This is a genomic window from Paenibacillus sp. Marseille-Q7038, assembly GCF_965111595.1.
Window position 1 is genome coordinate 2,621,007 of record NZ_CBCOOM010000001.1, and the last position, 16,558, is coordinate 2,637,564.

Below are 16,558 nucleotides of genomic sequence, written 5' to 3' on the forward strand. Positions count from 1 at the left end.
CACCATCCTATACGCTTATAAGTTATATTTTATTCTATGATCAAACCGCTTGGCTTACATCAGCATTTGCGGGTCAACATCTATACTAATCAGTAAATCTTTCCCTTGAAAATCTTGTTCCATATGACGAGCGATGTCACGAACAAGTCCGATCGCATCGATATCACCACGCCATTTTACCATACATTGAAATCTGTATCTATTTTTCAATCTCGCCATCGGAGAGGCTACCGGTCCAAGCACATCCAAAGCGTCTGCGCTGAATTTATCTAGACTCCCAAGCAGCCCACGCTTCTGAGCCTGCTCCTTGAGCATTCTAGTGTAGTTCTCGGCAGCTCGCACAAGCAGCGGAAGCTGTTCATGTGAGAAGGTGACGAGGATCAGACGGCAATAGGGAGGATATTGCAAAATCTTGCGATGCTTTAATTCTTCCCTAATAAAATGGTTGAAATCATGTTTGCTTGCATGAATGATAGAATAATGTTCTGGCGTGTAGGACTGAACAAATACTTCCCCAGGCAATTGATGCCTGCCTGCTCGGCCTGCGACTTGAGTCAGCAATTGGAATGTTTTCTCGGCAGCACGAAAATCAGGTAAGTTTAGCGCCGAATCGGCAGTAATAACACCGACGAGCGTTACATCTGGAAAATCAAGCCCCTTGGCTACCATCTGCGTTCCAAGCAAAATATCAGCTTTTTTCTCCCGAAAAGCTTTCAGCAGTTTTTCGTGAGATCCTTTTTCTGTTGTTGTATCTACATCCATACGGATCACTCGAACCCCAGGGAACAACTTCGCTAGTTCTTCTTCTACCCGCTGGGTACCGGTTCCGAAGTAACGAATATGTTCACTCCCGCAGTCTGGACATATCTCTGGGACCACTTCTGCATATCCGCAATAGTGACACCTCATATTATTTGACCGCTGATGATAAGTTAACGAAATATCACATTCAGGACAAGTAGCCACATAACCGCAGCTTCGACACATCACAAAGGTAGAATAACCTCTTCGATTCAATAACAATACCGTCTGTTCGCCCTTTTCAATACGCTCGGCAATCCCTTTGTGTAGAGCCCGGCTGAACATGGAGCGGTTGCCATCTTTGAGTTCTTCTCGCATATCTACAATGTGAACAAAAGGCAGCTCATTACCTAGCGCACGCGTAGGCATTTCGAGCAGAACAGGAGCAAATTCATCATTGCTTTGGGATTTTGCAGCGTAATAACTTTCCATTGAAGGAGTTGCTGATCCTAGAATAACGACAGCTCCATGCTGACGAGCACGTTCAACAGCCACATCTCTTGCGTGATACTTCGGCGTTTCTTCTTGTTTATAAGAAGTCTCGTGTTCTTCATCAATAATAATGAGACCGAGGTGTTCAAAAGGGGCAAATACTGCGGAGCGCGCCCCAACCGCTACTTTTGCCTTACCTTCACGAATTTTACGCCATTCATCGTATCTTTCTCCGCCAGAGAGTCTGCTGTGCATAACAGCGACCTGATCACCAAAACGCCCCTTAAATCGCTCTACCATCTGAGGGGTGAGTGATATTTCGGGGACGAGGACGATCGCCTGGCGATCTTGCTCAATCGCCCGCTGTATTGTCTGTAAATACACTTCTGTTTTTCCGCTTCCGGTTACTCCATGCAAAAGGAATACCCCTTGTTTACGCTCGTCCAATTTCTCCACAATCTTATGATATACGGCCTGTTGCTCCAAAGTTAGGGATAGCGGCTGGGTAGGTGTGAAGTGGCGACCCTTATAAGGATCACGAAACACTTCAACATCTTCAAGTACAACTAGCCCCTTATCCTCTAGACCCTTCACCGTCCCCGCAGATACCTGTAAGCCAGAGAGCACTTCCTTTAATGCCATGGGCAGAAAAGAGCTCATCTCCACCAAATAAGAAAGCACTTCTTTTTGCCTCTTTCCCTTTGCCGGAAAATCGGCAAGAGCAGCTTCTGCTTCCTCTAATGAAACAGCAAGATCAATGGATCGCAGCGTTTTTTTCTGCAGCTTATCCTTAATCGACTGGTTCTCTTGAAGCACACCCGTAAGAAGCAATTGCTTAATAAGGTCAGCGTCTTCAGGATAACGTTTACCTAAATGATCTAATGTTACTTGTTCCTTACTTCGAACATATCGAACGATTTCATTTTTCACTTTGAATTCTTCATCATCTTCGGGCAGATCAAATAATACGCTGTCCGTCTTGTCAATAAGCCTAGGTACAGATGAATCCTTATCCTTATTCGGATCTGCGGCGGATTGTTCCAGCGCCTCACTGTTGACAGAGATATAACGCTTGGCCTTTCCTTTTAGAGCCGTTGGGATCATTGCCTGCAGCGTAAGAATTCGATTGGAAGCATATCGCTTGCTCATCCATCCTGCGAGTTCAATGAGATCCGGTGAAAGCGGAGGCACAAGATCAAGTAATTCTCCAATTGGCTTCAACTTGAAAGTAGAGTTTGTATGATCCGCAATCGAGATTACAAACCCTTGAACCGTTCGATGACCAAAAGGGACTCCCACCCTGCTTCCTACTTCTACCCAGCCTAAGAGGGATTCCGGAATTAAATAATCGAATTCGCGGTCAGTATCCTTGGCTGGTACATCCACGATTACTTTCGCGATCTTCAAGGATTTACTCCCTCCCCTCCATTTGCGAAATTGCAATTTGAAATACTTGTCTTGCCACTTCGTCTTTTGAGATTACAGCTAATTCTTTGACTAAACCATGTTTGTCATAGATTTCAACCGCATTGGTATCCGTTCCAAATCCGGCTCCGGGTTTCGTTACATCATTAGCAACGATAAGATCTGCATTTTTTCGTTCTAGTTTGCCTTTTGCATGAAATTCAACATCATTCGTTTCCGCTGCAAATCCAATCAGGTATTGATGTGTTTTCTCTTTGCCGAGTGATTCTAAGATATCTATCGTTTTGACGAGAGACAACGTGAATGTATCGTCTTTTTTCTTAATTTTTTGTTTCGCAGCTTCCGCAGGTCTATAATCTGCCACGGCCGCAGCTTTGACCATAATATCCGTCTTTGGCCATAGTTTATGGACTGCCTCATACATCTCCTGAGCTGACTGCACTTTCACTACTTCGACATCTGCTGGATAGGGAACTTGCATATTAGCGGCAACAAGTGTAACCTCCGCCCCCATGTCTTTCGCAGCGGCTGCAAAGGCCACACCCATTTTCCCAGACGAGTCATTCGTTATATATCTAACAGGGTCAATCCGCTCGATGGTTCCACCTGCGGTAACGACCACTTTTTTCCCTGCTAAGCACCCTTTTTGAGAACGATGTTCAAAGAATGTTTCTAAAGCAGTTACGATGGTTTCCGGTTCTTCGAGCCTTCCTTTTCCTACATAGCCACAGGCAAGCTGACCTACACCAGGTTCAATAAAATGAACACCTCTGGAATGAAGGGTATTCATATTCGCAATAACCGCAGGATGTTCATACATATGGACATTCATAGCAGGAGCGATAATAACAGGAGCTGTAGTTGCAAGGAGTGTTGTCGTCAGCATATCATCGGCAAGGCCATGTGCCATTTTGGCAATCGTATTCGCTGTAGCCGGTGCAACAAGCACAAGATCCGCTGTATCTGCTAAATTGATATGAGAGACAACCGAAGCATCTCGTTCATCAAATGTATCGGTATAAACCGGATTCCGTGACAATGATTGCAGGGTAAGTTCCGTAATGAACTTTTTAGCAGATTCCGTCATAATTACATGTACCTCTGCACCTTTTTGCACGAGCTTGCTTGTCAGTGCCGCCGCTTTATATGCTGCAATGCCTCCTGTAACTCCAAGCACAATTTTTTTACCTCTCAACATATGCGCTCCCCCTGTTCTTATCATAGATTATGGCAATGACTACGCTTGTGCCTTTCGTTAATAGAGCAAAAAAAGAAGTAGAAAGAAAAAAATAACAACCTTCCGGTTGTCACTTTTATCAGGGTGTTACCTATTTAGTAATTCTGTAAATATAGATGGATAGAATTTGAATTATGCTTCGTTTTCTTCTTTTTCGTCAGTACCTGGCTCTACTTTAATGATGTCGTTATAAATCTCTTCGAGGGCAACGCCCACTTGTTTATGAGATTTAGGACTTCTAAGTTCGGATTTCTCACCTTCACGAAGCTGTCTAGCACGTCTGGATGCAGCAACTACAAGAGAATACTTACTGTCGACTTTGTTCATCATTTCATCAATAGATGGATATAACAATACGAACACCTCATTCGATTCTATTTTTTCGCTACTTTACAATGTTCGGCGATGATGATGGATTCTATTCGCTTGCACGCCAAATCAATTTCATCATTTACCACAGCATAATCATATTTTTCTAAAAGACTGATCTCTTCAGCAGCGACGGTCATCCGGTGATCAATCGTTGCCTGATTCTCCGTACCGCGACCTTGAATACGGTCTTTCAGTTCTTCGAGCGAAGGAGGCAGTAAAAATACAAAAATCCCTTCTGGGAACTTTTCTTTTACTTTAAGTGCTCCTTGAACCTCAATCTCCAGAATAATATCTTTGCCTGATTCAAGCGTCTGTTCTACAAAATCACGCGGTGTACCATAGTAATTACCCACATACTCCGCATGTTCTAGTAGTTCATCTTTTTCAATCATATCAAGAAATTGTTCACGGCTTTTGAAAAAATAATTCACTCCGTTTTCTTCGCCAAGTCTTGGCTGACGTGTCGTTGCCGACACGGAGTACGTCAAATTAGGAACTCGTTTACGCAAAGCAGTACACACGGTTCCTTTTCCTACACCCGATGGGCCAGATAATACAATAAGTAATCCCTTAGACATATTACACTCCATTTTATTCGTCGTTGTCATCGTCTTTAGAAGATAAACGATGGGCAACCGTCTCCGGCTGCACTGCGGACAAGATCACATGATCACTGTCAGTAATAATTACAGCACGTGTTCTGCGTCCATATGTAGCATCAATGAGCATATGGCGATCTCGTGCTTCCTGGATAATTCTTTTGATAGGCGCTGATTCAGGGCTAACAATAGATATGATACGATTCGCTGAAACGATATTACCAAATCCTATGTTAATGAGTTTAATCGCCATATTCAGGTTCGTCCCCCTATAACTTTTGATCCTTCTCGCAAAGCATTGTTGTTATTTGGCAGCAAGCTTACCTTCACCCTAGACTACTCTAGATTTGCAGCCTGTTCCCTAATTTTCTCAAGCTCGGCCTTCATGTCCATCACGAGATTAACCAAGGTCAGATGATGAGCTTTCGTACCGATGGTGTTCACTTCACGATTCATTTCCTGAATCAAGAAATCAAGCTTGCGACCTACAGGGTCAGGACTGGTCAGTAATTGCCTGCACTGCGTAAGATGACTAGAGAGACGAGTCAGTTCCTCATCTATGTTGGATCGGTCCGCAAAAATCGCAATCTCCATACCAAATTTATGTTCATCAAAAGGTCCATCTGAAATTTCAGCCAATCGCTGCCTCAGTTTATTTCGATATTCGATTACTACATGAGGTGCAAGTTGAACCATCTTTTCATGACAGGCTTGTAAACTTGAAATCCGGGTCTCTACATCTTTCGCAAGGTGACTTCCTTCACGAGCTCGCATTTCCACCAGCTCCTCAAGGGCATGAGTTATCCCCTCTTGCAGCGCAGTGTCCCAAGCTTCATCTTCTGTTGCCACTCGGAGAATCGCTTCCTCCGGTTTCAGAAGCACACCAGGAAGCGAAAGTACATCTGATATTTCCATATTCCCTCTCATTCCATAACGAAGCTGGAGTTCTTTTGCTGCTTCTAGGTAAGAAGCCACTACCTGTTCGTTAAGGACTGGGTTCAGATGACTCTCGACTGAAAGTTCCTTCGTTATAAATACGTCAATCCGTCCACGCCTAAGCTCGCGCTGTATGATTTTACGAAGTCCATCTTCGTAGCGTGTCCACTCTCGTGGCATTCGGAATACCACTTCGCAATATCTGTGGTTCACAGACTTCATTTCAAACAATACATTATAGCCGCCATAGCTGAGCGAATATTGACCGTATCCGGTCATGCTGAATGACATCGGCATCACATCCATTACACTATTGTATCGGATTATAGTGGTTGAAACAAGTATGAACATTGTGCTTTATCTCCGTTTAATTCCTACCATCATTGCCTAAAAAAGGGCTTCCTAGTAGAATAAAATAAAACTTCTTCATAATAATGATGCTGAACATTAATAAGGAGACCATCTCATGAAAACAGAACTTCAACTTATTGTTCGTCCAACCGAAATTGATGTGAATGGCCATGTCAATAATGCAAAGTATTTAGAGTATCTCGAATGGGGAAGAGAGGAATGGTACGAAGCCGCAGACCTCCCCTATAATAAACTGCTTCAAGAAGGATTCCAAACCGTTACTGTTAATATTAATATTAACTATCGTAAAGAATGTGTTCAGAGTGAACGGCTCACTGTCATTACCGAACCAGAGAAAGCCGGAAATTCAAGTTATGTACTAAAACAAACCATTATCAATGAGACGGATGATATCTGTGCAGACGCGGCAGTTTCTAGCGTAACGATCGATCCATCTACCCGAAAAAGCAAACCTCTGCCCGTAATGCTGCGAAAACTCTTTCGGGCATTGTAAAAAAGGTGCCTTCGCTGCAGAATCATCTTCGCAGCAAGGCACCTTTTAGGTAAATCCATAATAAAATTTAATTTATAATTGCTGGTGATCCTTTTTTCTCCATGATGTGACTCGACTTTTCCCATACAAACTTCGTCAACTCTTCGCTCATACCATAGAACATAAACGGCGTCATAATATAGATTCCATTGAAATGCTCCATGGCAACTTCTATCAATTCCTTGGCGATCGCAGTTCCTGTCGCTCTGCCTTCTTCCCCTTCAAGCCCTGCCATCCGCTCTCTTACCGCATCCGATAACAGAATGCCTGGAACCTCGTTATGCAGATATTCGGCATTCCGGCCGCTCGCAAGTGGCATGATCCCAATGAAGATCGGAATTTCAAGATGCTTGGTCGCTTCCTTAAGCGCAACAATCAAATCTTTATCGTACACAGGCTGGGTCATAATGTAATCCGCACCTGCCGCTATCTTTTTCTCCAAACGCTGAACAGCCTTTTCTAAATATTTTACATTCGGATTAAAAGCAGCACCCACTACAAAATCCGCTTTTTGTTTCAGCGGCTTACCTGAGAAAGCAATCCCGTCATTCAGCTGTTTGATCATTCGAATAATTTCAAAAGAAGTCATATCATATACCGAGCTTGCGCCGGGTAAATCTCCAAACCTTGCCGGATCGCCGGTTACTGCAAGCACGTGATCAATGCCTAATGCATCAAACCCCATCAGATGGGACTGGGTGCCGATTAAGTTTCGATCTCTGCAAGCAATATGAATTAGCGGCCTCATCCCCGTCTGTTCCTTCACAAGGTATCCTAGTGCCATATTACTCATACGGGTAACAGCCAGTGAATTATCGGCTAGTGTCAGTGCATCAACCCCTGCTGCTTTAAGACATTTAGCACCTTTCAGGAACTTTTCAATATCTAGATCCCTAGGCGGGTCAAGTTCCACAATAACGGTATGGCGTTCTTTTACCAGATCCACGATGGTAGGTTCTGTCCGTATTTTTTCATATTGATCCGTGGATGCAAATGAACCCCTAATTTCATCACGTGTAAATAATGCCTCTTCATCGAGAGGCGGGAGAAGAGCTGGCTTATACGATGCAAGTGCTTCGGCAATCGCCTTAATATGCTCAGGTGTTGTACCGCAGCAGCCGCCAATAATTCGAGCGTTCAGATCAGCAAAACGAACAGCTGTCTGTCCAAAGTATTCAGCAGAAGCACCAAAACGAACTTCACCATCAATATAGTCAGCAATCCCTGCGTTAGGAAATACGGACATAGGAATACCGATATCAGATACCGTTTCCATAGCACGCATGATGGCATTTGGACCTGAGCGGCAGTTGAATCCAATCACATCTGCTCCTTCTCCGTGTAAGATCGAGAAGGCTTGCGGCATGGTATAACCATCGAGTGTTCTTCCAATATCATCAATTGCAAACTGGCAAATGACAGGAAGTTCAGACTGTTTTCTTATACTGCGAAGTGCGATCAAAAGTTCTTCCACATCATAAAAGGTTTCGAGCATGATCCCATCAACGCCCTCATCTATAAGAGCGGTAACTTGCTCTTCAAAATAATACCCGAGCTTATTTTTCGAAATATCAGAACGTTTACCTGCTCTAATCGAACCCGCAGCTCCCACTACATATCCTTTTCCATTCAAAGCTTCCTTGGCGATGCGAACCCCCGCCCGGTTAATGTCCACCACTTTGTCTTCTAGACCGAATTTGGAGAGTTTATCGTAATTAGCCGAATACGTATTGGTCTCGATCAGTTGTGTGCCCGCATCAATATACTGCATATGTACATCATGAATGACATCAGGTGATTCTAGATTCAGTTCCTCATAGGAGATTCCGACAGGAATACCCTTTTGATATAAATAAGTACCTATCGCCCCATCGCCAATCAGGATTTCCTTTTGTAACGCTCCACGTAGATCCACCCTCATTCTCCTCCCGCCACATTTCCTATATTTCACACTAATGTAACATAAAAACATAAAAAGAGGGAACAAGTATGTTCCCTCTTTTTGTCAAAGCTCATTTTCAATTATCTTTCCGGTGAATACGAATGCTGCTGGTCCTGTCATATAAACATGATTATCTTCTTCATTCCATTCTATGAACAGATCCCCGCCCTTCAGACGAACCCAAGCCGACCTTTCAGTAAGCCCGTTCAGTACAGAAGATACAAGCGTTGCACAAGCTCCTGTCCCGCATGCCAGTGTAGGACCCGCCCCACGTTCCCATACTCTCATGTCAATATGCTCTCTGTCTTTTACCGTAGCAAATTCAACATTTACTTTCTTAGGGAAGAAAGGATGTACTTCAAGTTTCGGACCCCAGGTGGTCAGGTCAAAATTCACTGCATCCTCCACATAAATAACGCAGTGCGGATTCCCCATGGATACGGCCGTAAACCGGAAACTGCGATCTCCTGCTTCAATCGGCTGATTCACTACAGGACTCTCATCTATTGTAGTAGGTATCTTGAGACCACCCAGTACAGGCGCGCCCATATCTACCCTAACTTTACTTACCTTCCCATCCTCTACCGTCAGCTTCACAGGTTGTACGCCGGCTCCCATCGTCTGAATCGTAATATTCTCACGATCGATATGACCATGGTCATATACATATTTGGCTACACAGCGGATCGCATTTCCACATTGTTCCGCTTCGGTACCGTCTGAGTTAATAATTCTCATCTGAAAATCAGCTTTCTCTGAAGGTAAAATATATACCAAGCCATCGGCACCGATTCCAAAAAAACGATTGCACCATTTGATTGCTAGTTCTGCGGCTTGAGAAGGCAGCTCTTTCTCACCATATATCACAATAAAATCGTTCCCAAGTCCGTGCATTTTCGTAAATTCCATAATAAGATTCCACTCCTTTGGGCTCTAAATGGCTCCGATGTAATCATCGTCTACAACCTAGTAATCAATACCTGATTGAGCGACTTTTCAGGTTAGCATAGCTTAAGGAGTGGAGGAATTGTATTGATTTTATGCTGAAAATTTTGTACTTTTCGGTGTGTACCCGCTCGTAGCCAGTCTGCGCCGATTTTTTCGGCCTCCCCATACGCTTCCCGCACCAAGCAAGAACGTAGGTATTCCTGCAGCAACGATAACAAGTGCCCATTCTCTCAAATCAAGCGGCGTCGTCTTGAAAATCGGCTGGAGCTGAGGTGTATACATCACGCCTAATAGCAGTACTACAGAGGAAATAACGGCAAGCACCAAGTATTTGTTCTGCAGTGGGTTTCGGTGAAAGATCGATCTTGAACTTCGGCAGTCAAAAACATGAATGAGCTGCGCCATAACCAGTGTTGCAAAAGCCACGGACTGTGCCTTCACCAGATGAGCAGGATTATGCGGATCTATACGAAGCGTAATCCAGAATGCAGCAAGTGTACATAATCCAATCAGTACACCGCGGCTGATGATTTTCCACCCAAGTCTACGGGCAAAAATATTTTCCTTCGCCGAACGCGGCTTATGTTCCATCAAATCCTTCTCCGCCTGATCGACACCGAGCGCCATGGCAGGGAGCCCATCGGTAACCAAGTTCACCCAAAGAATCTGTATTGGAAGAAGCGGAAGCGGAAGACCTGCCATCATCGCAAAAAACATCGTTAAAATCTCACCTACATTTGATGCGAGCAGATAACGTATGAACTTCCGGATATTCTCGTAGATGTTCCGGCCTTCTTCAATCGCTGCAACGATCGTAGAAAAGTTATCATCACTCAAAATGAGTGCCGAAGCTTCCTTCGTAACATCCGTTCCGGTAATCCCCATCGCAATCCCAATATCCGCAGCCTTGATTGCTGGCGCATCATTCACACCATCACCCGTCATCGCGACAACATGCCCTTTTCGCTGCAGTGACTTAACGATACGAAGCTTATGTTCTGGTGATACTCTCGCATATACATAGATTTGATCCACTTCTTTATCGAGGTCTTCATCACTGAGTTGTGATAACTGTTGCCCAGTCCTTACTTTTCCGCCGCGAGGCAGGATACCGAGCTGATGTGCAATCGCTTCTGCGGTAAGAGAATGATCACCTGTAATCATGACCGTCTTGATTCCCGCTTTTCTACAAGTCGCTATTGCATCTCTTGCTTCTTTACGCGGTGGATCGATCATGCCCGCAAGTCCGACAAATACTAGCTGGCTTTCTGCCTTACACTCATCGTCTACCTGCTCTTCTGGTCTTACTTCACGATATGCCATTCCCAGCACTCGAAGTGCAGAACTCGCCATCCGCTCGTTAGCCTGAACGACCTGCTGCCGTATCGCAGAGGTAAACGGAATTACTTTGTCATCCCATAAAATATAAGCACATTCCTTAATGAGTACATCCGGTGCACCCTTTGTAAAAATAAGTCTGCCTCCCTGATGCTTCATCAGTACGGACATCAGTTTACGTTCGGAATCAAATGGAAACTCCATAACTCGTTCATACAGTCCAGATAAGCTTTGAGACGACATACCAAGCTTAGAGGCCAAGGTAACCAGTGCACCCTCCGTGGGATCACCCTTTAATATCCATTCTGTTTCCTCTTTGCTTTTTTTATTACGAGTCTCCTGAACGGTAACTTCTTCAATAAGTGCGTTATTACATAAACTGCTGACTTGAAGGAGCCTGCGTAAGGATTGATCATTCTTCAGATCGATTACATGATCTTGAAGCGTAATATGCCCTACTGGTTTATAGCCTTCTCCTGTTACTTTTAATTGCCTTCCTCCCTGCCACACATCCGTTACTGTCATTTTGTTCTGAGTTAAGGTTCCTGTCTTGTCTGAACATATGACAGAAGCAGATCCAAGCGTTTCTACCGAGGGAAGCTTACGAACAATTGCTTTTCGTTTAATCATCCGCTGTACACCAAGCGCAAGTGCGATGGTAACAATAGCAGGTAATCCCTCTGGTATCGCGGCAACCGCAAGACTGACACCCGCAAGGAACATACCGACCGCAGGCTGTCCATGTAAAATCCCAGCTACGACAACAAGTACCGTAAGCACCAAGGATACGATGATGAGGATCTTTCCGAGTTGTTCGAGACGATGCTGAAGCGGGGTTTCTTGTGCTTCAGTATTTTGTATGAGATCTGCGATTTTCCCCATTTCGGTATCCATCCCTGTACGAATGACGACCCCTTTTGCGGTTCCCCTTGTAACCATGGTTCCCATGAAGCCAACATTCTTGAGGTCTCCGAGTGGAAGATCTTCCTGCTCAATGATTTTGCTGTGTTTATTTACAGGCACAGATTCGCCGGTCAAAGCAGATTCTTCCACATCACAGTTACTTGTCATGATAAACCGGATATCCGCAGGTACACGGTCTCCGCTTTCCAGGAGAATAATATCACCGGGAACAAGGTCTTTAGCCGGGATCTGATCTACTTTTCCATCCCTTAGCACTTTGGAGGTAGGAGCTGATAATTTTTTTAGTGCGCTGAGTGACCGTTCTGCTCTAAATTCCTGAACAAATCCTAGAATCCCATTCAATAAAATGATTGCAATGATCGTTATCGCATCCAGGTATTCACCCAGTAATCCGGATACCAGCGTAGCTCCTACCAAGACAAGCACCATAAAATCTTTGAATTGATTTAGAAAAAGGGTGATTGGAGAAATCCCTTTTCCTTCTGACAGCTCATTTGGACCTGTCTTTTTCTGTCTGTCTGCTGCCTCATCCTTGGTTAGACCTAGCTGCGGCTCCACATTTAATTCTGACTTCAGTTCGTCTGCACCCATCTGATGCCACTTCTTCTGTTCCATATTCCAAGGTTCCCCTCCCGCTCTTTAGTCCTGTGCCTGTCCAGCTTTTCTCACACTTGCGTGCATTGCATCCGTCAAAATGCCAAGTTGTCTAATGCCGGACAAACTTCTAAAACTACTGTATTCGGACAAGGACGGAAATATCACACAAAGAGGGCTCTTAAGTTTTTGTTCAAACTATGGCATGATAGATGGAGAACAAATTTACACAATGCAAAATGAAAATAAACCAACCTGATACAAGATAGGAGAACATAGATTATGGCATTAGACGGAATTGTCGTTCGTTCGATCGTACATGAGCTTCAAGTGCTCATTGGCGGACGAATGAGTAAAATACATCAACCTAACAGTCGCGATATTGTGATTAGTCTACGAGCAGGGCGTGAAAATGCCAAGTTGCTCATCTCAGCCAGTCCTACTTATCCGCGTGTTCAATTCACAAAGCAAACGTTTGTAAATCCAACAGAAGCACCTATGTTCTGTATGTTACTTCGCAAACACTGCGAAGGCGCAATTATCGAGAAAATCAGCCAAGTCGGCATGGAGAGAATCATTCATATTGATGTTCGGCAGCGGGACGAGATCGGTGATGTTTCAACGAAGAAAATTATTATTGAACTGATGGGCAGGCACAGTAATGTGATTTTGGTCGACCCTTCCACAGGAAATATCCTAGATGGAATTCATCATGTGACACCTGCGATCAGCAGTTACCGTGTCATTATGCCTGGATTCTCGTACATGGAACCTCCGCAGCAGAATAAGGAGAATCCGCTCACCGCAAGTGTTTCTTCCTTCGCATCATATGAAAGCTATGAAGGAAGTGCATCGAAATGGCTGGTAGAAACTTTTAGCGGACTCAGCCCTCTGTCTGCGGAAGAGATTGCATTCCGCGGTAACCAAAGCGATCCAGAAGCGATCCGGGACAAAGAACAACTATGGAACGGTTTTTCCGAGGTGATGAACCTAGTATCTAGTAATGAGTTCACCCCCGTCATTGCCACAAATGCAAAAGAAAAGATGGTCTTCTCTGCGATTCCTCTCACTCATCTGAATGAGAACCAAACATATGATTCAATTAGTGAATGCATGGAAGCATACTATGGGGAAAAGGCGGAACGTGACGTTGTCAAACAGAAAGTCAGTGACCTCCTTCGTTTCCTGCAAAATGAACGCAATAAAAACATTAAGAAACTAGATCATCTGAATGCGGACCTTGCGGAAGCTGATGATGCCGATCAGTACCGAATATATGGTGAACTGCTGTTTTCTTCTCTACATGCCATTCAAAAAGGAGATAAAGAAGCCGTTCTTACGAACTTCTATGATGAGAACCAAGCTGAAATACGTATCCCGCTTGATCCGCTTCTGACTCCATCAGATAACGCTCAGCGTTATTTTAAGAAATACAATAAATACAAAAACAGCCTGCAGATCATTGAGGAACAACTGATCAAAACACGCGAAGAAATAATGTACATGGACAACTTATTACAGCAGCTGGCTTCTGCATCGATAAACGATGTCGAAGAGATACGGGAAGAGCTGGTCTCTGAAGGGTATCTTCGGGACCGAAATAAAAAAGGAAATAAGAAAAAGAAAAAGAAGAATCAACTTCCTTCTCTGCAAGTGTTCACGTCATCCGATGGAACCGAAATTTATGTAGGTAAAAACAACTTGCAAAATGAATACTTGACGAATCGCCTGGCAAGTTCTAATGATACCTGGCTTCATACAAAAGACATCCCGGGCTCACACGTTGTAATTCGCTCTACCTCCTTCTCTGAGCAGACCTTGGAAGAAGCAGCAATAATCGCGGCTTATTACAGCCAGGCCAAAGAGTCAAGCAGTGTGCCTGTGGATTATACAACCATTCGTCATGTAAAAAAACCTAGCGGTGCAAAACCCGGCTTTGTGATTTACGATAATCAAAAAACGTTGTTCGTTACACCGAGCGAAGATCTGATTAAAAGGTTACCAAGTCACATTAAGAACTGATCTTACACTAAAAAAGGTATTCAAAAAGCAGCGTTCTCTATTCCATAGAGAACGCTGCTTTTTAAGGCGGCAGAGACAAATTAGCTCGTCTAGTTTGTCTCTGCCTTTTTTTATTTCTCAGCTCTTGCCCCCTGTAGTTGATTCAAAACAGAAGCATCTACGGTCACGCTGCCGAGATCGCCGTGGAACACAACGCCTTGCCTTGCCCCATGAAAATCAGAACCCCCTGTTACAATCAGGTTGTACTGCTTAGCCATAGCGAGATACCGCTTTTCCTCTTCCGGACCGTGGTCTGAATGGTAAACTTCGATCCCCGCCGGATGACCATGCTCAATGATTTTTCGAACCAATTCATCGTCACCATATAGTCCCGGGTGGGCAAGGACCGGCGATCCGCCTGCAGCTCTAATCCAGGCAAATGCATCTTCTGGTGTCACCCGAGGAACGCTGACAAATCCAGGTTTACCTTCAGCTAAATAAAGATCAAAAGCCTCTCGCATATGACTCACATATCCTTTGGCAACGAGTGCGTCTGCAATATGCGGACGTCCAACTGTCTCATCCTTCTCCAGCGGTCGTCCCATCCCCCGAATCACGTCTTCCATGGAAATTACGAGTCCAAGTTCGTTTAACTTTTCGAGGATCAGAATGTTCCGCTCTTCCCGTGTTCGGCGTAGAGTCTCAAGTCTATTAAGAAATTCAGGATCCTTTATATCCACGTAGTACCCAAGCACATGAATTTCTTTTCCCTCAACTCTAGTACTGATCTCTACACCGGGTACAACCACGATTCCGTATTCTTCACCCGCTGCGAGCGCTTCTTCTACTCCTGCAACCGTATCGTGATCTGTAATCGCAACAGCTGTAAGACCTTTGTTATAAGCAATACGAACATTCTCTGAAGACGGCTGCATTCCGTCCGATGCTTGACTATGCGTATGTAGATCACATTTTCCATTCAAAAGTTCTACATGAGTTGCTTCTTTTTCTGATATATTCATACGAATTCCTCCTTGCCATTCCTTTGCACATGCTTTATACAATATACACAGATTCTAGAAAACAAATCCTAAGATGTACTTTGTCCTACCCTGCGGATCACGTCTAAGTCCTGGGCGTACTTTTTTAGATAATTTAAAAAGGTTACAGCCGAGATGGGTAACATAGAAGACTTCGAATATATCTCATAAAATTCCCGAGAGAATGTAATATCTTTTATATCAAGCACTTTTACAAGACCCAGCGCTACTTCATGCTTCACAGAATAAGGGGAAATAATTGTAATCCCAACGCCCGCTTCCACCGCAGATTTAATAGCCCCCGTACTGCCTAGTTCCATGACGGTATTTAGACTCGATGGTTCGATTCCTTTTTCCTTCATCGCATCCTCCATCACTTGTCTCGTTCCTGATCCTTTTTCTCTTACGATAAATGGATACTCCAGGATATCTTCAAGCTTAACTTCTTGCTGAAGAACGAGTGGATGCTCGGCAGGAACAATCAGCTTCAATTCATCATGCATGCCTGGCTCTACAATAAGGTCTGGATGAGATAAAGGTGCCTCAATCATGCCAAAGTTCAGCTGATTTTTCATGATTCCTTCCACAATCTGCGTTGTATTCATTACATTCATTACGATCGAGATATCGGGATACTTTTTGCCAAAAGGGCCCAACAGTCTCGGCAGTACGTACTCACCGATCGTCAGACTTGCTCCAATTAATAGACGACCCTGCAGCCTGTCTGTGTAGGCGGCTACCGCTTCATCCGTTTCACGAAATAACTCCATGCTTCTCAGTGCGTAAGGAAGCAGGGCTTGTCCTGCTTCAGAAAGCTCTGTTTTTTTAGTAGAGCGATGAATTAATTTGGTTCCAAAGTAATCTTCAAGTGACTGAATTTGCATGGTCACCGCAGGCTGTGTCATATGTAAAGCTTGAGCAGCTGCCGAAAAACTCCCCTTTTCCGCAACCGTATAAAATATATGTAATTGGTGAAAATTCATCGATATTTATCCCCCCCTGGCCTTCATCCTATTGTAACCGATTTATACGAAAAAAAGTGTGCAGCTTCTGCACACCTTATCT

General features: G+C 44.1%; 13 protein-coding genes. 2 read left to right on the forward strand and 11 right to left on the reverse strand.

The window, feature by feature from the left end; genetic code table 11:
• Positions 1-54: 54 nt before the first annotated feature.
• The 6 genes from priA to ACWPWY_RS12515 form a co-directional block, all read right to left on the reverse strand.
• Positions 55-2,640: a primosomal protein N' gene (priA, locus tag ACWPWY_RS12490; protein WP_454191982.1), complete on the reverse strand. Its 2,586-nt coding sequence runs from the start codon at positions 2,638-2,640 to the stop codon at positions 55-57.
• Positions 2,641-2,644: 4 nt separating this feature from the next.
• Complete coding sequence (gene coaBC / locus ACWPWY_RS12495; RefSeq protein ID WP_454191983.1) at positions 2,645-3,856, reverse strand: bifunctional phosphopantothenoylcysteine decarboxylase/phosphopantothenate--cysteine ligase CoaBC; 1,212 nt, start codon at positions 3,854-3,856, stop codon at positions 2,645-2,647.
• 171 nt (positions 3,857-4,027) lie between these two features.
• The gene (rpoZ, locus tag ACWPWY_RS12500; RefSeq protein ID WP_454191984.1) at positions 4,028-4,249 is read right to left on the reverse strand and encodes a DNA-directed RNA polymerase subunit omega; all 222 of its coding nucleotides are present in this window, start codon (positions 4,247-4,249) and stop codon (positions 4,028-4,030) included.
• Positions 4,250-4,269: 20 nt separating this feature from the next.
• Positions 4,270-4,845, reverse strand: coding sequence for a guanylate kinase (gene gmk / locus ACWPWY_RS12505; protein ID WP_454191985.1), 576 nt, complete (start codon positions 4,843-4,845; stop codon positions 4,270-4,272).
• A gap of 13 nt (positions 4,846-4,858) precedes the next feature.
• Complete coding sequence (gene remA / locus ACWPWY_RS12510; protein ID WP_006209218.1) at positions 4,859-5,119, reverse strand: extracellular matrix/biofilm regulator RemA; 261 nt, start codon at positions 5,117-5,119, stop codon at positions 4,859-4,861.
• 83 nt (positions 5,120-5,202) lie between these two features.
• Complete coding sequence (locus tag ACWPWY_RS12515; RefSeq protein ID WP_454191986.1) at positions 5,203-6,093, reverse strand: YicC/YloC family endoribonuclease; 891 nt, start codon at positions 6,091-6,093, stop codon at positions 5,203-5,205.
• A gap of 175 nt (positions 6,094-6,268) precedes the next feature.
• Between ACWPWY_RS12515 and ACWPWY_RS12520 the strand changes: the two genes are divergently transcribed.
• Positions 6,269-6,667, forward strand: a complete 399-nt coding sequence (locus tag ACWPWY_RS12520) for an acyl-CoA thioesterase (RefSeq protein ID WP_454191987.1) — start codon at positions 6,269-6,271, stop codon at positions 6,665-6,667.
• A 67-nt stretch (positions 6,668-6,734) separates the two neighbouring features.
• Here the strand turns inward: ACWPWY_RS12520 and ACWPWY_RS12525 are convergent, their stop codons facing one another.
• The 3 genes from ACWPWY_RS12525 to ACWPWY_RS12535 form a co-directional block, all read right to left on the reverse strand.
• Positions 6,735-8,627, reverse strand: a complete 1,893-nt coding sequence (locus ACWPWY_RS12525; RefSeq protein ID WP_454191988.1) for a bifunctional homocysteine S-methyltransferase/methylenetetrahydrofolate reductase — start codon at positions 8,625-8,627, stop codon at positions 6,735-6,737.
• A gap of 84 nt (positions 8,628-8,711) precedes the next feature.
• Positions 8,712-9,557: a diaminopimelate epimerase gene (gene dapF / locus ACWPWY_RS12530; protein ID WP_454191989.1), complete on the reverse strand. Its 846-nt coding sequence runs from the start codon at positions 9,555-9,557 to the stop codon at positions 8,712-8,714.
• Positions 9,558-9,686: 129 nt separating this feature from the next.
• Positions 9,687-12,473 carry a calcium-translocating P-type ATPase, SERCA-type gene (locus tag ACWPWY_RS12535; protein WP_454191990.1) on the reverse strand — a complete coding sequence of 929 codons (2,787 nt, stop codon included), beginning with the start codon at positions 12,471-12,473 and terminating at the stop codon, positions 9,687-9,689.
• Positions 12,474-12,734: 261 nt separating this feature from the next.
• Here ACWPWY_RS12535 and ACWPWY_RS12540 point away from each other — a divergent pair, with 261 nt between their 5' ends.
• Positions 12,735-14,474, forward strand: coding sequence for an Rqc2 family fibronectin-binding protein (locus tag ACWPWY_RS12540; RefSeq protein WP_454191991.1), 1,740 nt, complete (start codon positions 12,735-12,737; stop codon positions 14,472-14,474).
• A gap of 110 nt (positions 14,475-14,584) precedes the next feature.
• On the opposite strand, the gene ACWPWY_RS12545 is transcribed toward ACWPWY_RS12540, so the two are convergent.
• Positions 14,585-15,475 carry a PHP domain-containing protein gene (locus ACWPWY_RS12545; RefSeq protein WP_454191992.1) on the reverse strand — a complete coding sequence of 297 codons (891 nt, stop codon included), beginning with the start codon at positions 15,473-15,475 and terminating at the stop codon, positions 14,585-14,587.
• A 68-nt stretch (positions 15,476-15,543) separates the two neighbouring features.
• On the reverse strand, positions 15,544-16,476 hold the full coding sequence (locus ACWPWY_RS12550; RefSeq protein ID WP_454191993.1) for a selenium metabolism-associated LysR family transcriptional regulator: 933 nt from the start codon (positions 16,474-16,476) through the stop codon (positions 15,544-15,546).
• Between the last annotated feature and the right edge of the window lie 82 nt (positions 16,477-16,558).